General features: G+C 58.0%; 16 protein-coding genes. 10 read left to right on the forward strand and 6 right to left on the reverse strand.

Annotated elements, in window-relative coordinates:
- The first annotated feature begins 320 nt into the window (after positions 1 to 320).
- The gene (locus I6F20_RS24605) at positions 321 to 2,390 is read left to right on the forward strand and encodes a carbohydrate-binding domain-containing protein (protein ID WP_225128172.1); all 2,070 of its coding nucleotides are present in this window, start codon (positions 321 to 323) and stop codon (positions 2,388 to 2,390) included.
- A gap of 103 nt (positions 2,391 to 2,493) precedes the next feature.
- Here the strand turns inward: I6F20_RS24605 and I6F20_RS24610 are convergent, their stop codons facing one another.
- Positions 2,494 to 3,564: a glycosyltransferase family 2 protein gene (locus I6F20_RS24610; RefSeq protein ID WP_225128173.1), complete on the reverse strand. Its 1,071-nt coding sequence runs from the start codon at positions 3,562 to 3,564 to the stop codon at positions 2,494 to 2,496.
- On the reverse strand, positions 3,551 to 4,621 hold the full coding sequence (locus tag I6F20_RS24615) for a glycosyltransferase family 4 protein (RefSeq protein ID WP_225128174.1): 1,071 nt from the start codon (positions 4,619 to 4,621) through the stop codon (positions 3,551 to 3,553). The genes I6F20_RS24610 and I6F20_RS24615 overlap by 14 nt, the downstream gene beginning before the upstream one ends.
- Positions 4,622 to 5,131: 510 nt before the next feature.
- Between I6F20_RS24615 and I6F20_RS24620 the strand changes: the two genes are divergently transcribed.
- The gene (locus I6F20_RS24620) at positions 5,132 to 5,443 is read left to right on the forward strand and encodes a hypothetical protein (protein WP_157286778.1); all 312 of its coding nucleotides are present in this window, start codon (positions 5,132 to 5,134) and stop codon (positions 5,441 to 5,443) included.
- A 54-nt stretch (positions 5,444 to 5,497) separates the two neighbouring features.
- On the opposite strand, the gene I6F20_RS24625 is transcribed toward I6F20_RS24620, so the two are convergent.
- Genes I6F20_RS24625 through I6F20_RS24635 form a run of 3 tightly spaced genes read right to left on the reverse strand, consistent with a single transcriptional unit; the run spans position 5,498 to position 8,413 of the window.
- Positions 5,498 to 6,190, reverse strand: a complete 693-nt coding sequence (locus I6F20_RS24625; RefSeq protein ID WP_036035408.1) for a class I SAM-dependent methyltransferase — start codon at positions 6,188 to 6,190, stop codon at positions 5,498 to 5,500.
- A 58-nt stretch (positions 6,191 to 6,248) separates the two neighbouring features.
- Complete coding sequence (locus I6F20_RS24630; protein ID WP_225128175.1) at positions 6,249 to 7,535, reverse strand: glycosyltransferase family 4 protein; 1,287 nt, start codon at positions 7,533 to 7,535, stop codon at positions 6,249 to 6,251.
- 47 nt (positions 7,536 to 7,582) lie between these two features.
- Positions 7,583 to 8,413 (reverse strand): FkbM family methyltransferase, encoded by an 831-nt coding sequence (locus I6F20_RS24635; protein WP_225128176.1) that lies wholly within the window; start codon positions 8,411 to 8,413, stop codon positions 7,583 to 7,585.
- 261 nt (positions 8,414 to 8,674) lie between these two features.
- Between I6F20_RS24635 and I6F20_RS24640 the strand changes: the two genes are divergently transcribed.
- The 8 genes from I6F20_RS24640 to I6F20_RS24675 all read left to right on the forward strand — a co-directional run bounded on the left by I6F20_RS24640 (position 8,675) and on the right by I6F20_RS24675 (position 21,140).
- Positions 8,675 to 10,639: a hydrolase gene (locus tag I6F20_RS24640; RefSeq protein WP_225128177.1), complete on the forward strand. Its 1,965-nt coding sequence runs from the start codon at positions 8,675 to 8,677 to the stop codon at positions 10,637 to 10,639.
- A 118-nt stretch (positions 10,640 to 10,757) separates the two neighbouring features.
- Entirely contained in the window at positions 10,758 to 12,164 is a 1,407-nt protein-coding gene (locus I6F20_RS24645) for an O-antigen ligase family protein (RefSeq protein WP_225128178.1), read from the forward strand.
- A complete protein-coding gene (locus I6F20_RS24650) occupies positions 12,161 to 14,212 on the forward strand; it encodes a glycosyltransferase (protein ID WP_225128179.1) in 2,052 nt (683 codons plus the stop codon). The genes I6F20_RS24645 and I6F20_RS24650 overlap by 4 nt, the downstream gene beginning before the upstream one ends.
- Before the next feature lie 73 nt (positions 14,213 to 14,285).
- Positions 14,286 to 15,707: a lipopolysaccharide biosynthesis protein gene (locus I6F20_RS24655; RefSeq protein ID WP_225128180.1), complete on the forward strand. Its 1,422-nt coding sequence runs from the start codon at positions 14,286 to 14,288 to the stop codon at positions 15,705 to 15,707.
- A 37-nt stretch (positions 15,708 to 15,744) separates the two neighbouring features.
- Positions 15,745 to 16,620 (forward strand): glycoside hydrolase family 16 protein, encoded by an 876-nt coding sequence (locus I6F20_RS24660; RefSeq protein WP_225128182.1) that lies wholly within the window; start codon positions 15,745 to 15,747, stop codon positions 16,618 to 16,620.
- A gap of 72 nt (positions 16,621 to 16,692) precedes the next feature.
- Positions 16,693 to 17,820 carry a glycosyltransferase gene (locus I6F20_RS24665; RefSeq protein WP_225128184.1) on the forward strand — a complete coding sequence of 376 codons (1,128 nt, stop codon included), beginning with the start codon at positions 16,693 to 16,695 and terminating at the stop codon, positions 17,818 to 17,820.
- Between the two features lie 181 nt (positions 17,821 to 18,001).
- Entirely contained in the window at positions 18,002 to 20,221 is a 2,220-nt protein-coding gene (locus tag I6F20_RS24670) for a polysaccharide biosynthesis tyrosine autokinase (RefSeq protein ID WP_225128185.1), read from the forward strand.
- Positions 20,222 to 20,447: 226 nt separating this feature from the next.
- Entirely contained in the window at positions 20,448 to 21,140 is a 693-nt protein-coding gene (locus tag I6F20_RS24675) for a sugar transferase (RefSeq protein ID WP_225128187.1), read from the forward strand.
- Positions 21,141 to 21,635: 495 nt separating this feature from the next.
- Here the strand turns inward: I6F20_RS24675 and I6F20_RS24680 are convergent, their stop codons facing one another.
- On the reverse strand, positions 21,636 to 22,985 hold the full coding sequence (locus I6F20_RS24680) for an NAD(P)-binding protein (RefSeq protein ID WP_225128189.1): 1,350 nt from the start codon (positions 22,983 to 22,985) through the stop codon (positions 21,636 to 21,638).
- Positions 22,986 to 23,410: the final 425 nt, after the last annotated feature.

Below are 23,410 nucleotides of genomic sequence, written 5' to 3' on the forward strand. Positions count from 1 at the left end.
TAAAATTGGTGCAGGGATGCGCTTCCGTCACCATGCACTTCCAGGCTTAACGGGCGTATAGTCGAGAGAGATCGCGGTGATCCGGTCCTTTAAATTTGCTTTCGAAGGGCGTGCGGTATGTCAGGCCCTCACATGCCGATACTGACGATCCGATTCGTGTGAACTGTGTACTGACGCAAGTTTGATACTCCGAGCCGTCGAACGAACAACGCATCGCGATCAAGTCTCTCGCACCTTTCACCGCAGCAACTTCGAAGCATTCGTTTCTCGCGCAGATATTTCGTTCGTACCGCTCAGGGCTTTACTCGCGGAGATTTTCCATGATCGATCTTAGCGGCTATAAGCTGACTTTCGACGATGAATTCAATTCCAGGAGCATTTCACTTACTGGCGCCGGCACGAAGTGGGCGGACACCAGAGCCGAATGGCGGGGCGATGCGGCGTCCGACGTTGGCTTCGGCACCAGCTCGTTCGTCGACCCCAGCTCGGGATACGATCCTTTCTCTGTTTCCCAAGGAGCGCTTGCGATTACCGCTGTTCCGGATCGTACTCCATTCGGAGTTCCGGGAAGCTGGGAGTCCGGACTGATAACAACCCAGGGAACTTTCTCGCAACAGTACGGCTACTTCGAGATACGGGCAGAGTTCTCGTCCTCACCGGGTGCTTGGGACGCATTTTGGCTGCTGCCCGTGAAAAATCTTCCTGACCCGAACGGGCTCGGGCGGTGGCAAGAACTCGATGTGGTTGAGCACTATGGCATCTGGAGCAAAGGGGTATACAGCACCATTCACACCACCGACCCAGTGCTGAATGAAAACTGGCAGACGCAGCTCCAGGTCTACAGCGAATTGCCAGATCCTGGTGGCTATCATACCTATGGCGTGAATTGGCAGAATGAGCAGATCAGTTTCTATGTCGATGGCCAGCTGGTTGGGAGTCGCGCAACGCCGAGCGACATGCATCAACCAATGTACCTTCTGGCGAATCTGGCTACGCAAGAGCCCGCCAGCCTCGCGCAGGTACCTATCACCATTAAGATCGATTACATCCGCGTTTATTCTGCCGACCCGTCGGCCACAGCCGTTTCTCTAGAGCCAGTCTCATCTCCCGCGGGTGATGATCCCGGGACCTACGGTGCTGTAACTGCGTCGAGCACACCCCAAGCAACGCCGACATCAACATCGATCGGCGCCGGTCCCGATCGACTCGTCTTCAAGATCAGCGAAGATGCCTATCTTGGAGACGCGCTCTACACCATCTCAGTCGATGGCAACCAGGTCGGCGGGACACTGACGGCCCATGCATCGCATGTGGCCGGTCAGTCCGACATCGTTGCCGTGCACGGGGATTGGGGACCCGGCGATCACACCGTCCTGGTTCACTTCCTTAACGACCGCTGGGATGGCACCCCGAATACCGACCGTAATCTTTACGTGGACTCCGTCAGCTTCAACGGAGCGAACCTTCCGCAAGGCGCCATCGGAAACGTACTCGGACAGACCTTCAGCTTCCATGATGCTGCATCGGCCGACCCGACCACGCCGGTGATAACGCCCCCACCGCCGACAAATTCGACCGGTACGCCTTCACAACCACAAAACGGCTCATCACTATCGATCGGTGCCGGTCCGGATCAACTCATCTTCAAGATCAGCGAAGATGCCTATCTTGGAGACGCGCTCTACACCATCTCGGTCGATGGCAACCAGATCGGCGGGACATTGACCGCCCATGCATCGCATGCGGCCGGTCAATCCGACACCATTGCCGTGGACGGGGATTGGGGACCCGGCGATCACACCGTCCTGGTTCACTTCCTTAACGACCGCTGGGATGGCACCCGGGAAACCGACCGCAATCTTTACATGGACTCCGTCAGCTTTAACGGTACGAACCTTCCGCAAGGCGCCATCGGAAACGTGCTCGGACAAACCTTCAGCTTCCATGATGCTGCATCGGCCGACACGACCACGCCGGTGATAACGCCCCCACCGCCGACAAATTCAACCGGCACGCCTTCACAAGCACAAAACGACTCATCAACATCGATCGGCGCCGGTCCGGATCAACTCGTGTTCAAGATCAGCGAAGATGCCTATCTTGGAGACGCGCTCTACACCATCTCGGTCAATGGCAACCAGATCGGCGGGACATTGACCGCCCATGCATCGCATGCGGCCGGTCAATCCGACACCATTGCCGTGCACGGGGATTGGGGACCCGGCGATCACACTGTCCTGGTTCACCTTCTCAATGACCGCTGGGACGGCACCCCCGAAACTGATCGCAATCTTTACGTGGACTCCGTCAGCTTCAACGGAACGAACCTGCCGCAGGGCGCGATCGGAAACGTGCTCGGCCAACTCTTCAGCTTCCATGATCTAGTTTGATAGATGGGTGGAACCGATAGCTCGGCACGTGGCGGCAGCCGGTCCGACGGCCTAAACAGCGGCATCGAGAAGGGCCGCTACCGGGCCAGTAGCGGCGTCCTATCTAGCGCCGCGAAGCAAAGCGGAGAAGTCCCGATCGTCTCCGGTTTCGAGACCTGTAGGCCATCAATGCTCTGGCTGGTTCGCGAGGCAGCATGGCCGCAAGCACAAAGAAAGCAACCAGCGCAATTTTTTGAACGATTGGGAAAGGCTCAGAGCCAACACTCGCTATCAATTTCGGCAACATCGATGCGCGTGAGCTGCTTGCCGATACGATTTGAAGGCAGAAGCTGCGCTCGCGATAGTAAAAGGCGCCTTGCGGCTCAACCAATCTTCGTCCCGGAGCCACTCGAGCAAGAATCGCGCGCAAATGCTCGGTACGTGCCACAAACCTCTTGATATCGCGCTGCAGCAACGAAGCGCTTGGAAGCTGACCGAGCTGCGAATCGTTTAGGCCGTGCACGCGGTAGTTTCCCAGCTCTTCGGAAAGGCTGACGACGTCCCCAAAGAATGGAGCAACAAACAAAACCACCCCGTCAACGGCCTTGTCATAGTCCACCTCGCGCAGCAGCTCGCAGACATCCCGACGAAATACGTTTCCAGACGTCGGTGGCGTCTTGTAGACGCCGCGTTTGAGCACCTCATTGACCAATCGGTCGCGCTCCCGAAACGACTCGAGCGACGAGAATGATCCGACGGGCCTGCTTTCGGCATCGATGAGCGTCAGCCCAAATTGAAGTTTTGCAACGCGCTCGTCTAATTCGGCCAAGATTCTGACCAGAGAACCTGGCTTGAGCTCATCATCGGCGTCGAGAAACAAGATGAATCTTGCTTGGGTCTTTTCTAGCCCAAACAGGCAGGCCCCTAGCTGCCCGCGGTTTTGGATCTTGAATGCAGTCACCGCATAGCGGGTGATCGTCTCCCAGGAGCCGTCAGTTGAGCCATCGTCCACCACCAGGAGTTCGCAGGCATCGCAGTTCTGGTCTAAGACGCTCCTGATCGCTCGCTCAACGTAAGCCTCGTAATTAAAGCAGGTGATGATGACGGCGAGCTGGGGAGCATCGCTAGCCTCTGTTCTCGAGTACGTTGTCGCTATAGCTGGGTCACTGACATTGCTTGCTTCAGGCGTGAGCATGAGTGGGACCTGACGCCTCTTCGTAAATCGCCAGCGTTTGACGAGCGACCCGCTCAATTGTAAGAAACTCTAGATTGAACTGACTTTTCTTTTTCCACTCCAGCACAGCTTGTCGGTCTTGGAGCAAACAGCGCAATACTTCGGCAAGTCTTTGCGGGTTGCCCACGGGAACGAGAACGCCTGCTTGTCCCTGTTCAAGCAACTCAGGAATTCCGTCGACATCGGTCGCGACGATGGCGCAGCCAGCTTCCCGCGCTTCCGACAGCACCAGCGGAGCGGGATCAGCGTGCGACGGCAACACGAATATGTCGGCCCCTGACAGGAACGGAAAAGGATTATCTTGAGGACCCAAGAAGGTCACCGCCGACGCGCATGCCATCGAGCTGACCTGGACGGCATATTGCTCGCGGTGCGGACCGTCGCCGACAATATATAAGCGTCCTGCTCCGAGCGCCGCGTAAACCATATCGAACGCAGAAAAGAGGTCCGATAGCCCTTTTCGCGGATGCAATCCGCCAACGAACACGATCGCCGGTGATTGAAGCGAGGCTGGCGTGCGATCCTTTTGCTCGAAACGCGCTGCACCGATTGTTCCATTCAGAACCACGCGGATCCTCGACTGTGGGATTCCCCGTCTTCGCATTGACTTGCCAACGGCTGCACTAACCGCGATCACTCTCGCTCCGAGGCCCATGAGGACTGCGCTAGACTGGAATTCATTGTGAACGGTTGTGATGAGCGGGATTCCGAGCAACTTGCAAATTGGCCAGGCAAGGACAGCGCTGGTCATCATATGGGCATGAACCACCTCTGCCCGCCAATCGCGCATCAGCCGATAGAGCGACAGCGTGGCCTGCAGCAGCTCCTTAGGTCGACGCTCCAAACCAATGCGGATGTTTTCGACATTGTTGTCCGCGAGCAAGGCATCAAAATCGCCGCCGCCGCTCACCATCGCGACCTGATGGCCGAGTTTCACCTGCGCACAGGCGAGGTCCACGGCGGCATGCACATGACCATTCAGCCGGCGTGTATGATTGAGTAATTGTACAATACGCATGCACACCTGCGGCAAATAGCCAGGGAAGATGCAAGACACCCCAGTGCTTGGTCCGGCGCGTTCACCGGGACGATTGACCTCAAGCTAAAAAATGACCAACGATGCTTGCGTTGCAAATACCCTGCCAAGGTGACATCGGCCGAAACACCAACGCGCTGTGCCGAAAAAAATCCGTTGACGGGGGGAACCTCTAACTTGATCTGGTTCCTCTGCTTGCTATTGTGGCGCGTCGGCGGCTTTCACAGAGCTTGGCCTGGCAAGCCGACCTAAGCTGTTGTTCGGATGCACCAAACTGGCTTTGGCGCTCCGAGAGTGCTGCACCGCCACAAGATCTTGCCACACTGCGAGTTTACGTTCTCGCAACAGGTGATCTGTCACTTGACGGGTTCGTCGGTTGGCAAGCGAGGCGAGGTGTCGAACTCCGGCCGGCGTGAGGGGGCGCGAAACCGATCGCAAGGACGTTTTCAGCTCAGCTCTTCGAGGGGACTTCGCGTATCGCGGGGCACTGTAATGGAATACGCGGCTATCGGACTGGCAATTTTCGGAGCGGTGTTGGGGCTGCGCTTCCGATTTCGGGCATTGCTCCCCTTTGCCTTGCTTGTCCTGTTTGTCACGATCTTCCTGACACTTAATCAGCGCCTCGGCGGGCTTGAAACCGTTCTTGCCGTCTTAGCCACCCAAGCCATCTTGCAAGGCGGCTACTTTGTCGGCGTCATCATCCGCGCGCTGTTTCGTGCCTATCAGCGTAAGCTGATTGCGCCAGACGAGCTGGCTGCAGCGGATAAGCGCAGCTCCAATTCAGGATCGATCGCCTCCAACTGAGGCCGATCACCCGGCTCAGCCTATGACCGCAACCCAGCCGACTTGCGCCGGTCCTCATTTTGCGAGGACCAACAGCGAGTAGCCGCCTAGCAAACGCACCGCGAGATCCGCATTGAAGGCAAACATCAGGCGGCGGGGCACTCGCATGAGACGGCTTGTGAAGGCCTGATTGGGCAATTCCAACCGACTAGCGGTGTAACAATGATCGACAATCGTGTACCCGCAATCCTCGAGCGTGGCCAACGCTGACTGTTTGAAGAAGTAGTGAATGTGTCCGACATTGCGTCTGAGGTCGGCAATCGGCCAAGCCCGCAAAATGGATTGCGCGGAGAGATCCAACGGGATGTGAAAGATCTTAAATGTTCCAAACCTACGCAACTGCTTTATGAATGAGATATAGTCCTCAACGTGCTCGATCACGTCAATTGCGAGGATAACATCAAATTCCAAATCGTGTTCGCCGAGAAGGTTGCTTAAGTGAAACTTTGTGCGTTGAGTGCTTTTTGCTGCTGCGCGCCTGAACGCATCGGGCGAGATTTCGTACCCCGATAAGCGCGCATCCGGAAACGTCCTTTCCAGGTTCAACAAGATCTCGCCTGTCCCGCAGCCGATCTCGCATATGCGCTGGGTCGGGATGTTGTTTCGTCGGATCATCTGCGCGACGTGACCCGCCTTCCACGGCGCATCCTCCTCATGCCATGTCGGATTGTTCTTTCCGTAAGCATCACCCTCGTATAATTCCTTCATTACGCAAACCTTCTCAAAAGATGGGGGAGCGTCGCCTATGATTTCCTGCCTCATGCCGCTAAGACAAAGCCTCCAAGTTCAAGCTTGATTCCGCCGCGGTGGCTACAGCGTGATGAGCGGATCTTCGCAGACTATCTGCCAGCTCCGCGTACAGCTTCTCCGCATTGTAGCTTTGGTGGACAGTTTCGATTGCTGCTCGGCCAAGTGCTTGGTGATTGCGCCAGGCATCGAGGATGGCAGCGGATAGACCTGTTACGTCACCGACGGGAAACAGCACGCCATTAACTCCGTGCGTGACCAATTGCTCAAACGACCGTATGCGGCTCAGAACCACCGCCGCACCGCAGGCCATTGCCTCCAGGACAGCAAGCGCCACCGCCTCGTTCGCCGAGGGCATCACGTATACGCCGCACCGGCACAGCAAGGAGCGCACCTTGGATCGGTCGACAAATCCATGAAATCGCACCCGGTGCGACACGCCGAGCTTGGCGGCGAGCCCCTGCATCAGGTCCTTGTCCGGCCCCGTGCCGACAATATCCAGCGTCCATTCCTCTGGCAGGTTGGCGAGTGCGCGAATGAGGTCGGTCGTGCGCTTTTGCCTGTTGGTCAAACGCGTGATTGTCAGGATCGTTTTGGAACGGCTCGCGGCCGCATCCGGAAAGAACTCCGATACGTCGCAGCCGTTCGGCTGGAGACGGGATCGACCCCCATATCGACTGACGATGCGACACTCCTGCTCGGTTTGACCGTAGAGCAACGCCGCCCTGCAAAAGCTATCGCGTTTGAACAGCTTCACGACACGATCCGGCAGGCCGCCATGATCTGCACCGACTATTGGCAAATCAATTCGACCTGCGAGGTGATCGAACCTGCCGCTCCAATATTCCTGCACGTACAGCAGATCAATTCTATCCGCTGCCAGCGCTTTCCGAAGCGGCCGCATAAATGCAATCGTGTTCAACCGTTCCTCAGCATATAGGGACCAGCGCGAACGGCGCGACAGGCGCTTGACCCACACCCGTTCGATCAGCTGGTACCAATTCTCGAGCGGCAGAAATCGAACGTCGATCCCATCATCGGTGGCGAACTTTCCCGACTCCCGCAGTGAGGGGATATAGAGCATCGGCCTAATCCCGTTTCGGCTCAAACCGCGAGCATAGTACCACGCCCAATCGTTTCGATACCGCTCGAGATAGCTAGCGCGCGTCTGACCCTGCACCCACCCAAAAAACCCTTCGAAGGAACTGCAGCTGAGCAGCATCGCGACATTGATGCGCTTTGCTTCAGCCGCGGGCTCTAACGATGACATGTGCGGCATTCTTGCTCGTGCTGAAAACTCTTTCATTCAAGCTCAGTCCGGGTCTGGTCAGCCATTCGTTTTCTCGACCAACGCTACCTGCACGGGGCTTGCGCCAATTGCCCGTCAAGATTCGTGCCACGCCGAGAGGTCATGCGCTCCGAATGCACATACCAGCCGTCCCACTGCGAGAACTCCTCGAAGACTCGCTTGTATCCGTGCGTCGCAAGAAGCGCCTGAATCGCAGCTTCCGTTTGTCGATTCTGCTCCACGCTGAGTAGATCGATGCTGTAGCGGGAGAAATCGAAGCTCTTTAGGATATCGTACTCGCTCCCCTCGGTATCGATCGACATGTAGTCAATCCTGCGAGGAGCATTGCAGTCCGCTAGCAGCTGGTTAAGCGAGACCGTCTCGACTTCGATCTCTTGTCCGGCTGAACGCACAGCTGCAAAATGATCACCCAAGGCGAATTCGGCTACCCCGCTGAGCTCCGGATCAACTTCGTTCGTTACCAAGAAGCGTACCTTCTTGCCTGAACTAGAGCTGATGCACCGATGATCCTTGCGCGAAGTCCGGTTCTGTGTGAGCGCGTCGTGCCAGATTGGATTTGGCTCAGCTAGAATTCCTTGCCAGCCGTATTCCTTTTCCAACAGCCAGGTGTTGCTATTCGTAACGCCGTTGGTTGCACCAAACTCAACAAAGAACCCGCCCTGCTTCTCTCCGAGCTCGTAGCTGACCCAGAGGTCTTGAAATATTTGCGATCGCGATCGATCGCGATTCAGAAAGCAATGGGCCAAGAAGCGGATCTCGTCCATTCGACCAAAACGTTCCACTTCAGGCCGCCGCAACCGGATGCCATTGAAGATCATCCTGCGCAACGACGCGCTTTGTGCAGCCCTGGAGGCAACAGAAGCGAGCGCAGACATCCCATGCTTAGTAAGCGATCGCATCATTATTCTCTAAATACCCCTCGCTGGAACGATCAGCTGAGATCGTGAGAATTCGGCTGGTAATTCGCCAGTCCATATAATTCTTAAATATGAACGCCCCTCAGAGTTGGCACGCAAAATGCTACAAGCAATTTATTGATCTGATCAACATCTAATTGCGGAGCCCGCCTAGCACAAATCAATTTGCGACCGTTACGCGTGTTTTGCGTCATTCGGTGCGTTGGAGTTTGGTAATTTATGAAGTCACATAGGCTAGCCGAGCGCGTCAGAGTCGCCGATGGAATCGATCTGATATCCGTCGACGTCTTTGATACGCTTCTGCTGCGAACCGTGCGCTCCGCTCGCTCACGTATTGTGCAAGGTGAGCATTTATTCAGCAACCTTCTTCGGGCGCGCGGCTGGCAAATTGAACCTGTTCTGCTGGCGAGAGCCAGACAAGAAGCCGAGCGAATTGCCTTCCGAGTGCTCGCCGTGCGCGGTTCCGGTGAAGTCCGACTGCCCGACGTGATCGATCGGCAACTTCGCTTGCTAGGTCTTCCGGATTCCTTGAGCGCTGCGCGATTGGCGATTGAACTCGACATCGAGAAGACCTCGCTCGTTGCCAACCGGACCTTGGCCGGGTTTCTGCGCGCGCGTCGAGCGGCGGGCAACCGCGTTGTCGCCGTCAGCGACACCATGCTGTCGTCTGCAGACCTCGATAGACTAATCTCGCATTTTCATGGGCGCGATGTTGTTGATCAGATCTACAGCAGCGCCGATCAGAGATGCACCAAGCGTGACGGTGCCCTGTTTGCCCGGGTCGCCGAAGCAGAAGGGGTATCCTTAGGACGAATTCTGCACATCGGCGATGATCCGCATGCCGACGTCCGTCGCGCCTCGGCACATGGATTAACTGTCATTCATACACCCCGGCCGGTCTGGTTCAGCTATTTGCGCAAGGCGAATGGCGGTTTGGTTGCTGCTCGGGCCGCATTGTCGCGACCAAAGCGCGGCAACCGCTCGGCAGCGGAGCCACCCGAAAATGCGTACGCGTTTGGACGTGTTGTCCTTGGGCCCATCGTCACTCAGTTTTGTTTGCTGATTTGGCTATACGCCGCCGAAGTGAACGCATGCGACAAGGCGACCTTGCTGTTCTGCGCCCGGGGCGGTGTTGGAATAAGGGAAGTCTTCGAACGAGTCGTCGCTCGGCTTTCGCTGCCGCTCGGCATGCCACGGCAGAACTTCATGGTCTCACGCCTCGTTGCGGCGCGCGCTGCGGTGTTGGTTCGCAGCGCTTCCGCGCTCGAGGAGATTGCCCGTGAGTTTCGCGGCCGCCCGTTTCTTGATGTAGCCTGTGCCCTTGGTGGAGGACGCTACGAGCTGCCAGAGGAATGGAAGCAGCCATTTCATGCAGACGTATTCTTGACCATGTTGTTCGACGATCGCGCGAAGGCGGTTTTGTCTGACATCCGCGTGCAGAACGCGTTGTTCGAGCGGCACTTTGCCAAACTCCGGGGCGATGCTCGCCGAATTCTGCTGTGCGATACCGGTCTCTACGGAAGCACACAGCGGCTATTGGCCAGTGCCTTTCCGGCGCTACAAATTGAAACTATTCAGTTTGCCCGATCAAACTATAAGGGACACAGCGAAGAACATTTCAAGCAGGTTTTCGGTCTCTTGGTTGAGCGCAATCGCTATAGTCCGCTCGACGTCCGTTCCTCGGTCCTGCGGTATTGGCATCTGATTGAGAGCCTGTTCGAGCCAAGGATCCCCTCGGTCACTTCTTTTGTCGACGACGGAGAGGATGTCGCGGCCAATTGCGGCGACATCCGGTTTGGGATCAGCGATGCCAGCCTCGGAAACGAATTGCTGTCCGGCGCGCTCAGTTACGTAGACAGCCTTCCGATCGACGGCGGGGCGGCGGCATTACGCGATGCCGATGCCGCCTGGGTTCGGCTCAAGCGGGCCATTACGCGGCCTACCGCCGGCGAATTGCGATGCCTCGAAGTGCCGGGCCGATCCGTCGACTTTGGCAGACCCGATGTGCTGCAGGCATTGCGCGCCGAGCAACCCCAGCCGGTGTTGAGCAGGCTGGCATCGCTGCGATTTGAACTCTGGCGTGAGGGCGCAATAGCTCGGCAATTCCCTGTCCTTAAGCACGCTCTGCTGCCGATGCTTGATTCCATACATTCTATCAGGGGCATGATGGCTCGCCAGCATTGAAAACTCCGATGCCGAATCCAGCAGCACTTCACGTGCCGTCTCCGGTCAGCCGCGCTGGCTCCGCGACTCTGGTCAGGACGTGTCGCAGCGTACTCGAGTCAAACCCCGGCGGTGCGCCATGTCGCTAGAACCGATCGGGATTTTGACCATCCTACTCGGGTTGCTCTGCCTGCCGCTCGGTTATCGCGCCACTTTCGGCGTGCTGATGGGCACTGCCCTGTTTGGCGCGGCCGCCGCCATCCTCGTCGGCGGCGCAAACATTCAACCGGCACACCTGTTCTTAAGTTTTGCCATGGCGGCTGTGCTCGCTCGGCGTCACGAGGCTGCCGCTGCGATGCGAGCCATGAATTTCGGCCAACCCGGATTTTGGCTGTTGTGCTTGGTAATCTTTGGCGTCGGCTCTGCTGTCCTGATGCCGCGCTTACTGGCTGGCGCAACGCAGATCGTTCCTCTTGGCGCGTCTGAATACGCCGACACCGGCTCAACCGTCCCGCTTGGGCCAGTGTCCAGCAATTTTACTCAGTCCGTCTACATGGCAGCGGATCTCGCCTGCTTCGGGATCACGGCCGCGATCGCAACGACTCATGCCGGCTTTCGCGCCGTTGTCGCCGCAGTACTCGGCTATTGCGCCGGAAACGTCCTGCTCGCCATGCTGGACATCGGAACGTATGCGACAGGCACCCAAAGTCTCCTCGATTTCATGCGGAACGCCCGGTACACAATGCACGCCGATGATCAGGTCAACGGTGTAAAACGGATCGTCGGTTCATTTCCCGAAGCTTCCGCATTCGCGCGCGCCACTCTCGGAGCGTTCGCGTTCACCGGCACCCTCTTTCTGAGCGGCAGGCTGCCAATGCTCACCGGCCCGATGGCGCTTGCATCGCTGGCGCTGGTCGTTCTGTCAACCTCCTCGACAGGATTTGCTGGGGCTCCACTGGTCGGCTTGATCCTTTACGCCGGACTTCTGCGGCGATCGGGCTTTCAACCGAACCGTCCGCTCAGTTCCGCGGCTGTGCTATGCACGCCGATCCTCTTGGTCATCGTGATCTTGGGCGTGCTCCTCGACGAGCGAGCCAGCGAAACGGCGCGTAGCTATGTCGATACGTTGATTCTCAACAAATCCTCTTCGACCTCGGCCGTCGAGCGCAGTTCGTGGAACGCGGCTGCCCTACAGAACTTCTTTGACTCCTTTGGTTTCGGCGTTGGGCTCGGAACTATCCGCACATCGAGTTTTCCGATCGCACTGCTTGCCAACGTTGGTATTCCGGGAACTGCCTTCTACCTCCTTTTCGCCGCAACAGCCCTGTTCGCACCATTGAATGGTCCGCGTGCTTATGAGATCGACGCTCGCCTAGCCGCGCGCAATGCATGTTTTGCTCTCATCATTGGCGACACGTTGGCGGCTCCGTCCGTGGACCAAGGTCTGCTGTTCTACGCTCTCGCCGCGCTGGCTTGCGCTTCACCGCGGGATCACCTCGAAGGAGTGTTGCTCACGCCGTCCGAACCATCGGGAGCCAAAGCATGAATGCATCCAGCAGTTTTGCGGTCAATGGCCGCTATCTGACGCAGCCCACGAGCGGCGTGCAGCGCTACGCCGGGTGCGTCACGGCGGCAATGAATCAGGCACTCGTCGGGTCCGGCGCAAGCGTTCCGATCATTGCCCCCAAAGCCGCCCCCGATCCTCGGCTTCCGGCCATGCCGCTCATCCCGGCGGGGCCGCTCGGCGGACACCTCTGGGAGCAATTGGTTCTTCCCGGGCGGTGGCCCGGACGGTTGCTCAATCTCGGCAACACAGCGCCGGCCGTCAAACCGGATCAGGTCGTGTGTATTCACGACGCCAACGTGTTCGATGCACCCGAGAGCTATTGGCCAGCGTTTCGCGCGATCTATCGCGCCCTGCAACCGCTGTTGGCCAAGCGCGCGGCAAGGATCAGCACCGTTTCAGCCTATTCGGCCCGACAACTTGCCCAGCACCTGCCGCTACGCGCCGCGGACATTCCAGTGCTTCCGAATGGACATGAGCACGCCTTGGCCTGGGACCCCAGCCTCGCGCGCGTGAATTGCCAGCTTGCGGCCGAGGGTCGGTTCGTGCTGGCGCTCGGATCGCGCGCTCCGCATAAGAACCTGCAGCTGGTTAGCACCATCGCGCCGGAGCTCGCCGCAATGAACATCGGCGTGATCGTCGCCGGCGGCGGCGCCGACATATTTTCTCCTGAACGTCTAACCGACGCACGCGGCCTGACCCTGCTCGGCCGCGTCACCGATGACGATCTCGCCTATCTCATGGATCGCGCCTTGTGCTTGATCTTTCCATCGTGGACAGAAGGCTTCGGGCTTCCGATCGTCGAAGCAATGGCGCGTGGTTGTCCTGTCATTGCCTCGGATCGCGCGAGCATGAGCGAAGTGTGCGGCGATGCCGCCTTGCTCGCTCCCCCCGACAATCCGCAACGATGGGTGCAGTGCATTCGGCAACTCTCGACATCCGGCGATCAGCGCGATGAACTGGTCGGGCGTGGCCGCGAGCGCATTAAGATGTTCTCCTGGGCGCGCACTGCGGCTGGATATGTCGAGCTGATGCGAGAGCCTACATCGGGTCTGAGAGCGCGTGAGACCACCGTTGGACGCATGCCCAGAGTGGCAGTGGCAATCGCGACACGAGGACGGCCCGAAACGGTGACGGCTACCCTGACTCACTTGCTGCAGACCCAGACTCTCAAGCCGGACGCCGTCATCGTGTCTTGCGTCAACCGTGAGGATGCGGGCGATGCCGCCGAGCTGCCCGGCGTTCGGCTTGTCACAGGGCCCGGCGGGTTGCCGGCTCAGCGAAATACCGCGTTGGCCGCGCTCAGTAATGAGGCCGACGTGATCGTGTTCTTTGACGATGATTTTCTGGCGGATCCCGACTGGTTGGCCGCGGCTGCGCAAACGTTTCGAGACGAACCAGAGGTCGTCGGCTTCACTGGTTATCTTTATGCTGACGGCATCCTCGGACCGGGTCTCAGCTTTGATGAAGCGCTGCGCATCTTGACGGAAGGCACGCTGTCGCCCGAAGCACCGCGCATCGAACCATTCAGCCCGTACGGCTGCAACATGGCTTTCCGCATGTCTGCGATCGGCAACATAACCTTTGATGAGCGGCTCGTGCTCTATGGGTGGCAGGAAGACCGGGATTTTGGCGCAGCGCTCGCAAAGCGAGGCGGCCGGCTGATCAAATCCCCCCGCGCCCGAGGCGTGCATATGGGACTGAAGGCGGGCCGTGTTGCCGGAGATCGCCTGGGCTATTCCCAAGTCGTCAATCCAATCTACCTGCTGCGCAAAGGCACGATGACGCCTCGGCAGGCAACCATGCAGATCTTTCGGAACGTCGCCATCAACCTGGCGCGCGCCGCCAGACCTGAACCTTTCATCGACCGGCGGGGCCGGCTTCGCGGTAACGTGCTCGGTTTCGCCGACGTTCTGAGGGGCCGTCTTGAACCCGAACGCGCAGCGACCCTCATACCGAGCGACAAGAGCTCGGGCCCGCGACCAGTATCTCCAAGCACAGGCACCCGCGATGACGCCACTGCCTCATGAAGCCGCGCAAGCCGGCACTCTTTCCGCATCGGCGACCAGGCAATGCCTCGTCGCAACGTGCAGGCATTGAGTCGTGCTTGCCCGCAAAACCCTCTTGGGCGCCGCTTGGACTGTGTCGTCCAGGCTAACAGCCCGGGCTATCGATTTCGTCACGCTTCTGGTCCTCGCACGCATCCTGACGCCCGCTGATTTCGGCCTCACCGCCCTCGCCGCTACCGTAACGATCATCGCGGACATGGTGCTCGAGGTACCAACGCTGCAGGCTCTGACGCGCTTGCCAAGCGTAACGAAGTCACACTTGGACACTGCCTTCACCTTGAGCGCTCTCAGAGGCATCGCCTTGACATTGGTGCTTTTGCTGGTGGCGTGGCCGTTTGCTCAGATTTACCAGGATTCCCGCTTGGCCAGCTTGATCATCGTGAGCGCCATCGGACCCTTGGCTCGCAGCCTGTATAGCCCTGGAATGGTCGAGCACACCCGCAGCCTGGCTTTCAGGCCAGTCTTTGTTGCCGAAATCTTTGGCAAACTTGCCGCAGCAATCATTGCAGCGACAGCAGTCAAACTTGGCGCTGGGTACTGGGCCATCGTCGCCAGCGGCATCGCAGCGTCCTTGGCCGCCACATCGATGTCGTACCTGTTGGCCCCTTACAGACCAAACCTCTCGCTGTCGAAGTTTCGGGAGTTCTCGGCTTTTCTGGGTTGGCTGAGCGGCGCTCAGATCATCATCGCGCTGAGCTGGCAGTTTGATCGAATCCTACTCGGCTATTCCTCGAGCAAGGCCACATTGGGTCAATACACCATCGCGAGCGATCTATCGGTGATGCCAACCCAGAGCCTGATCGGCCCGGCGATGCAGCCTCTCATGGCCGCACTGTCGCAGATCAACCAGAACCAGGACCGGCTCCGTCATGCCTATTCGAAGGCGTCCCGGCTCACGATGTCACTTGCCGCGCCGGCTTGCATCGGAATGTCGTTGACCGCGGACTTGATCGCCGAGGTCTTGCTGGGGCCCCAGTGGGGCGAGGCTGGACTCTACTTGCGGTGGCTCGCATTGTCGACCGTCCTCAGCGCGTTCTATCAGCCCCTGCATTCGTTGGCGCTGGCCACCGATCGAACCCATCTGGTGTTTCGCCTCACCCTGGTCGAGCTGTGCGCCAAAATCGTTCTGATGTGTTTTGGCTTCTACTTCTATTCGATTGCAGGCGTGGTCGCGGCACGAGCCGCGGTTTCGTTCATCATGTTCGTTCTCTCCTTGATGGGAGCCCGGCAACTGGTCGGAACCAGCGTCGCGTCGGAGGCGGCCAATCTATGGCCGATCGCCGCCGCATCTGCGGTGATGACCCTTCTGGTGATGGGCCTGCGATACAGGCTGCCTGAGCTCCATCTGGCTGCCTTTTTTGAACTGGGAGTGATCTCTCTGTTCGGCGCTAGTGTGTATGTCGGCGCGCTGTATGGCTTTGGTGTTCGGGTCAGCAGCCGCGCAGGGGCGGTGTGATGGTCGAAGTGCACGATGCAGGATCAAGGAGAGCGAGATGACCGAGAAGGGGCATGCAACAAAACGCTCGACCTGGGCAGCCACGTCGGTCGTGCTCACGGTCGGGATTTCACTCAGTTCTGCGATCGCAGCTGAGCAGCCTGCATCCTGTGAACTTCATCCCGTCTTGCTTGAAGACTTCAACGACCTCAGTGTCTCAGCGACCCGCCTGGGCGCTGCCCGTTGGACCGCACACACCCCTTGGTCGGGCGATTTCGGCGACGCGGCATTTGCCAATCCGGGACCGCGGGGGCCATTCAAGGTGGAAGACGGAGTTCTCACCATCACCGCTTCGAAGGATCGGAACGGCAAGTGGACGTCGGGTCTTCTGGCTGCGGCCGATGCTTCCGGCGCCGGGACCGGAACCCGGTACGGCTATTTCGAAGCACGTATGAAGATGCCGCCCGGTCCGGGAACGTGGCCCGCATTCTGGCTTGCCGCTCTGAAGCCCGCCACGGTGACGGAAGGAAACGTCGAACTTGATGTCATCGAATACTATGGGCAGTTCACATCCGCTTATCAGGCCGCCACGCACATCTGGTACAAGCAACAACCGCAGAAGACCCGGGGCGAGGGGCAGAAGGTCACGGTACCGAACGATGCGCTCGTGCAAGACTTCCACACTTTCGGCGTAGATATCTCGCCCCAGGCCGTTGTGTTCTTCTTCGACAGAACCCCGGTCTGGAGCCAACCAACCCCACCTGAACTCGACGGTCCACTCTACCCTCTTGTGAACCTTGCCCTCGGCGGTGGTTGGCCGATCGATCAGACACCCAATCCTTCCACGCTGTTGGTCGACTATGTCCACGTGTACGGGCGCGGGCCTGGTCCGGCCGAAGGCTGTCCGCCTGCCCCTGAAGTCCTACCACGCTGAAGCATAGATGTCCGCGCGATCCCAATGCGCAATCACAGCACATCTTTGATCAATTCGCGAAGGATTGACTGCATGAAAGTCGCGATCATTCACTATTGGCTTGTGGGGATGCGCGGGGGCGAGAAAGTCCTCGAAGCTCTTTGCGAGATGTATCCCGAGGCGGACATCTATACGCACGTCTATGTTCCAGAAGTGGTTTCCGAAACTATTCGCAAACACCGCGTTGTTTCGACCTTTATCAATCGGCTACCGCGCGCTCCACGCATGTACAAGACCTATCTCCCGCTCATGCCGCTCGCTCTGGAGCAGCTAGATTTGCGCGACTATGATCTGATTCTCAGCAGCGAATCCGGACCGGCAAAAGGCGTCATTGCTCCTCCTCACGCCCTCCACGTCTGCTATTGCCACACACCCATGCGCTACATCTGGAATATGTTTCACGATTACCGAGCCAGCGCCGGTTCGCTCGCGCGGCTGGCCATGCCCTCGCTTGCGCACTATCTAAGACTGTGGGATGTCGCTTCCGCCGCGCGGGTCGATAGCTTCGTTGCCAATTCCGCAACCGTCGCCGGCCGTATCCGCCGCTACTACGGTCTCGACGCCAACGTGATTCATCCACCAGTGGATACTGCAGCATTCTCGCCGTGCCCCTCCTCCGAACTCGGCGACTACTATCTGATGGCCGGCGAACTCGTGTCCTACAAGCGGCCCGACCTTGCGGTACGCGCGTTTAACGAATTGAAACAGAAGCTGGTAGTCATCGGCGGCGGCGAGATGTTATCCGAGATTCGCCGCCTCGCCGGCCCGACCGTTTCCGTGCTCGGACCGCAGCCGTTCGAGGCACTCAAGCACCATTACGCGCGCTGTCGCGCGCTCATCTTCCCGGGAGAAGAAGACTTCGGCATGGTCCCGGTAGAGGCCATGGCGAGCGGACGTCCGGTGATCGCTTTCGGGCGGGGGGGCGCTACCGAAACAGTCGCAAACGAGCTGACTGGTCTATTCTTCGACGAGCAGACCATTGATGCCATCAGCAATAGCATTGCCCGATTCGAGCGAATGACCTTTGAGCCCGAGGCTATCGTTGCTCACGCCCAGCAGTTTGGCCGCGAGCCATTCATCCGCAAAATGCGTTCGCATATCGATTCCCTTTCGCCCAACGCGCCAGATCGAGACAGCAAAGCAAGGAAGCGCTCGGCATGAGATCAACCCTCAATTGACTGTTCCTTGAGCACAGCCTGCACGGCATTTAGGCTCTGTAACATCAATTTAATGGGCGATACTGCTTTTTGTTTAAATGCCAATTCTTGTTTGCGCGAGCCGATGCGAGCCGCTCCTTTTGGACTGTATGCGTTCTTGAAACGAGTTGAGTTGAGGGCGTGGAATGAACATCGCCGGCGAATTTCGGCCCTATGCAACGGCGACAGAAGCCGCCCCTGATCAGGCAAGATCTCTGCTTCTGTTACGCGATTTCTTACGTCGCGAATGGCGTCTTATTGCCTTCATGACGGCCGCCTCGTTGGCGCTTGGCTCGCTCTACGTCGGGATGGCGCCTCGCAAGTTCACGGCGCAGGCTGACATGTTCGTTGATACCAAGGGAACCACTTCGCCACGAAGTGAGAATTCCCAGGAACATCAAGGCGTAGACGACGCTGTTGTGGAGAGTGAGATCGAGACCACTAGGTCAGAAAAGGTCGGAAAAGCGGTCATAAACAAGTTGCGTCTCACGGATGATCCAGAGTTCGTCGCCTCGGGCAATGCAATCACAAGCCGCTTGGCCCGATGGTTGCGGCTAACGAAAGCGTCCGAAGAAAGGCCTTCGTCTGCCGAGCTGGAGCGACGCGCGCTTGGCGTTCTCAAGGACAATCTGCGCGTCACCCGTTTGGGCCGCAGCTACGTCGAGCAGATCGCCTATACTTCGCTTGACCCGGACAAGGCTGCACGGATCGCCAATGCTTTCGCCGATGCCTATATCGAATACCGGCTGCAGGCAAAGTACGAGGCTACCCGACGCGCCAGCGTTTGGCTGGAACAGCGGATCAGCGAACTCCGTCAGCAGGCCAGCAATGCCTACAAAGCCGTGCAGGACTTCAAGGCCGAAAACGGCATTATCATTGGCGTCGAAGGCAAGTTGGCGAGCGAGGTTGAGCTCGATCAGCTCGGCGTCGCACTGGCCAAAGCTCGCGCCGACACCAGCCAAGCTCGCGCCAAGCTCGAGCGTATACAACGCATTCTCGAACAACGACCCGAGAAGGAAAACTTCACGATCCCAGATCCGGTTGTCACGGATGCGCTTAACAGTCCGGTGATTACCAAGCTACGTCAGAAATACCTGGAGAACCAAAACAAGCAAGCCGAATGGAGCGCGCGCTATGGCGCCGAGCATGAGGCCGCCAGGAATCTGCGATCGGAAATGGCAGCGCTGCAACGATCGATGTGGGATGAAATCTCCCGTATCGCGGAGAGCTATAAGAGCGAACTCCAGATTGCGAAGTCGCAGGAGGAGGCGATCGATAGGCGAATGATCGAGATCTTCCAGCAATCCGGGGCGACGCGACAAGCTCAGGTTCACCTGCGGGAGCTGGAAACGGGTGCAAACACCTATCGTGGCATCTACGAGGCCTTCCTGTCTCGATTCACCCAGTCGGTGCAACAGCAGTCGTTTCCGTCGACCGAGGCCCGCGTGGTGACGGAAGCGTCGGCACCTACAAAGCCAAGCTCGCCCAAGCTCGCCATAGCCTTGGCTTTCGCAGCGATGTGCGGGCTCGGCCTGGGCACGCTCGCAGCAATAGCCCGAGAGCAATTCATGTACCGGAGGGTCCACACACGTGACCAGCTCGAGAAGCTGTTGAGCACGCCCTGTCTGGCCGCTTTCCCAGCTGTTTCAAAGCTGCGGACGCGATGGCGCGGCGGTCACGCCAGCGCCTTCCAGCAGATCAACAAAGCCGCTCCTTTTTCAGCTACGGCCGAGGCGTTGCGTTACATCAAGGTCGCCATCGACCTGCATCCGGCCAAGCCAAAAGTGATCGGCATTACGTCGGCCCTTCCCGGTGAAGGGAAGACAACCGCCACCGCGGCGCTCGCCGCATTCCTCGCGAAAAGCGGAGCCCGCACGCTTCTGATTGATTCCGATCTGCGTAAACCGGCCTTATCCAAAATGCTTGGCTACGAGCGCCGGTTGGGGCTGCAACGGATGGTGGTCGATCGGTTGCGTCTCAAAGACGTGATCATCAACGACCTCAATTTCAACTTCGATGTCGTCCCCTCGCCATCTGGGGCACCGCCCTCGAACAGCTCGGATGTGCTTTGTGCGTCATCGGTCAGGCTGGGACTGGAGCGAGCTCGAGAGGAATACGACTACATCATTTGCGATTTGCCGCCGATCTTGCCCATCGCTGATGTCAGAGCAGTTGCAAGCCTGTTTGACGCTTTTGTGATGGTGGTTGAATGGGGCACGTCCACCAACGAGGTCCTCAAGGCAATCCAGTCATCACCGCTTGTTTCAGAGCGATTGCTTGGCACCGTGCTCAACAAAACCGACGAAGCGTTTATGCGTCGCTTTGAGGGTTATTCCGATCGGCGTTATTCCTATTATCAAAACTGAAAGAAGGTAACGGCGCTGCTGCCGCCCTTTTCAAGTCGCAAAGTCATCACGAGCTCAGTTGATACAACGCTGAAAAAATTCGCTGGCTCTGCCGAAACTTTAAACTTGTATTAATTTTGCACCGCCGTCAGAATTTAATCTGCTCGCATTGGGGGGCGATGAGACCGTAAGAAAAGAGGGGACGAGCTCGAAGGCATTTTAGGTTTTGTTTTATGGAGTTCCCGCAATGGCCAATGTGGTCGATACACGCGGCGAGTTGCCTTTCATTTCCGCAAAGAGACGTTCTCCCGCCCTCGTGGCACCGCGTCCCGTGGGTACAGTCGTAAAGAGATCGGTTGATCTTATATTGGCAGCTTTTGGCATTCTGCTGCTTTCTCCTTTGCTGTTGCTCTGTTGCTCCGCCTTGATTTTGTTCTCGCCAGGACCGGTGCTGTTTCGTCATAGACGGGTTGGCTTTAATGGTCAGACGTTCGACTGTCTGAAGTTTCGTACCATGGCACCTGACGCAGCGGAGCGGCTGCAACGGCTGTTGGAGTCGGATCCTGCGGCCGCCGCCGAGTGGAAGGCCACTCGCAAGTTACGCGCAGACCCTCGCGTCACGCTGATGGGCGCAGCGCTGCGTCGCTCCAGCCTCGACGAATTGCCTCAGTTGTTCAATGTCATTCGCGGTGACATGAGCATCGTCGGACCTCGGCCGGTCACCGAAGAAGAACTGGCGCGGTACGCGTACAAGGTCGACGCCTACCTCGCCTGCCGTCCTGGAATTACCGGCCTTTGGCAAGTGAGCGGTCGCAGTACAACCACTTACCGCCGGCGCGTTGCCTGCGATGCATTCTACGCGCGCAATTGGTCCATGGTACTCGACACCAAGATCATGCTGGCTACCATCCCGGCTCTATTCGAGGATGCAGCATATTAAAAGTCGACTCGCCGTCCCGACCGGACATCTCTGAAGACAGGAGCTCTGGTACCTCTGCGAGCACAGAAAACCATTTGAACCGAAGATTTGATCACCGCTCGATTGGGATCCGACTTTAGGCCGTTGCGACACTCTCGAGTTGCGAGATCGATCGAACCATTGAGGGATGATGATGAGAGCGAGCTCGACCCAGGCCACAGCTTTCGAATCCGTTTGCTCGAACTGCGCGACCCTGGCGGTTACGTTTCAGTGTGCTGACGGAGCCCTCGATGACACGCCAGTTTTTTGCACGAATTGCGGTCGCTTGCGCGGCCTCATTGGCGCGGTCAGGAAGATGGCGCATGAGCCCGCCACCCGCACCCCCACCCCCACCCTGCTCGACCGCCACTGAGTGACGCCCAATTTCCGCTTCGAAGGCTCCTTTGTTGCCCGAGCACCCGTTGACCGCGTCTTCGACAGGCCCTGTACAAAGTGTTGCAACCTACCTGATGAAGTCTAGGGCGCGCTCGCATCTGATCTAGACCAGGTCTGACCGGGCTGATCCGAACGAAGCGCCGCTTCGGCTTTTAAGGTGGAGTCGCGAGCGGTCGGTTGATAGTCAAATCTGCCTTGCCGTCCAATCGATTCGATGCCTAACTTGCGCAGTGCGGCCACCGTGCTTGCCGCGCGTTCGTCGGCCTGGTCGGTGTAGATCGGGTAGGCATTGTCAAGCATATGCGCGCCCTCAAGCCGAAGGTCGCCCAAAAACAGTCTGTTGTCGCAGGTGTGAGTTCTAAAGTCGCTATCTGCCGTACTAATGTCGTGCGCCACGTGCTCAGCATTGACTTCGACGGAGAAGAATTCTCGGCCGTGGCACCTGCCGTAAAAATCGGAATGAATCGTGAGGCGCTTCCACGCGCCTTCGCTTGAAAAATTGTACAGGATCGGTTGCTTGAAGCCTCTCTCACCGGAAAAGCTATAGAACAACGTCAGCAACGTCACGGTTTTCAGCTCTCGATGCGTTTGCAGACCACACAGATCTTGGATGCGTGCTAGGGGAATGGTCGAGACCAGGCGACGGCCGACGATCGCACGGTCGTTCGCCAGGACAATCGAAAACTCACCGTTCTGCCTTTGAACGCGAGCTATCTTGGTCCCCAGCACAAAGCCCGCGCCTTGGCCTTCGAGCCGCTCCATTGCCTTGCGATACAGGAATCCGAAGCCCTCCCGCGGTCGAACGAGTTGTTGATTGGGAGCCACATTGGGGGCACGACGAAAGGCCCGCCCAACAAGGTTTCGCAGCGTCGCGTGCTCCTTAATCCAAAGCATCCTTTTCTCTGCAAACTTGACGTCGACCTGATCGGCGGGAAATCCGTAGAACCGGCTCAGATAATAGCCGAGCCCTGTGCGCTCCAGTAACCGCCTTCCAATCCAAAAAGTTGCAAAGTCCTTGGCACTTCGGATCCTGCGGCGGAAGGTTCGGGCAAAGATGATCGAGCTCACCATCCAAAGCCATTCCAACGGACCGGCTGAAAGCAGATCGTCCTTGATGGATAGCGGATAGTGACTTACTGCGCCTTGCGGAGTGAGACGCCCCCACGACGGGTAGATTTGAATATAGAGCGGTAATAACTCGGGAAAGTGCGCCAATAACGGCGAATCGTCCTGAAAGATGTAGCTGCCGACATCGAAGGTGTAGTCGCCGACCTTGCAATCGATGTGGTTTCCACCGCTCCAGGCGTACTCGTCGACGACAAGGACGTTCCTCGCGCCGTCGCGCAGCAAGATCGATGTCGCCACAAGGCCACTGATTCCAGCGCCCAACACCACTGCATCGTACCGCGCCTCGTCAAGGCTGTTCGTCATCAGCGACCATCCAGTGACCCGGTATGTATTGGATTATTGAAGCGCATTTCTGAAAGCGCGACTAGCAAATTAGATGCGTCGCGAGCAGAAGCACCTGGTGCCGCCTGCTCGGCGCCAGCGCAGCTCGCTCGGTTTTCGAGACAAAGGTTCTCAGAGAAGCTGGTTTATGTTTGTGCAGCGAGTGCCTAAAATATGACGCGCACTTTCGGGTTGCCCGGTGGCGCTGGCAGGCTCTGAAGCCACAGAGACCTGCCTCTGTGCTTTGCAAGAACCGAAGTGATTGGGGAATCGTAATACTTGTCCAGACCGATCGCCAGCAGAATGCAAATTGGTACTAGTGCAAAGAGGTAACAAGAGGCTGCCTGCTCAAGATGGGTTGCCTTTAGCAGACCGACCGTCGTCATAAGGATTGGAACGTGAACGTT

Source organism: Bradyrhizobium sp. IC3123, assembly GCF_020193625.1.
Taxonomy (GTDB): Bacteria; Pseudomonadota; Alphaproteobacteria; order Rhizobiales; family Xanthobacteraceae; genus Bradyrhizobium; species Bradyrhizobium yuanmingense.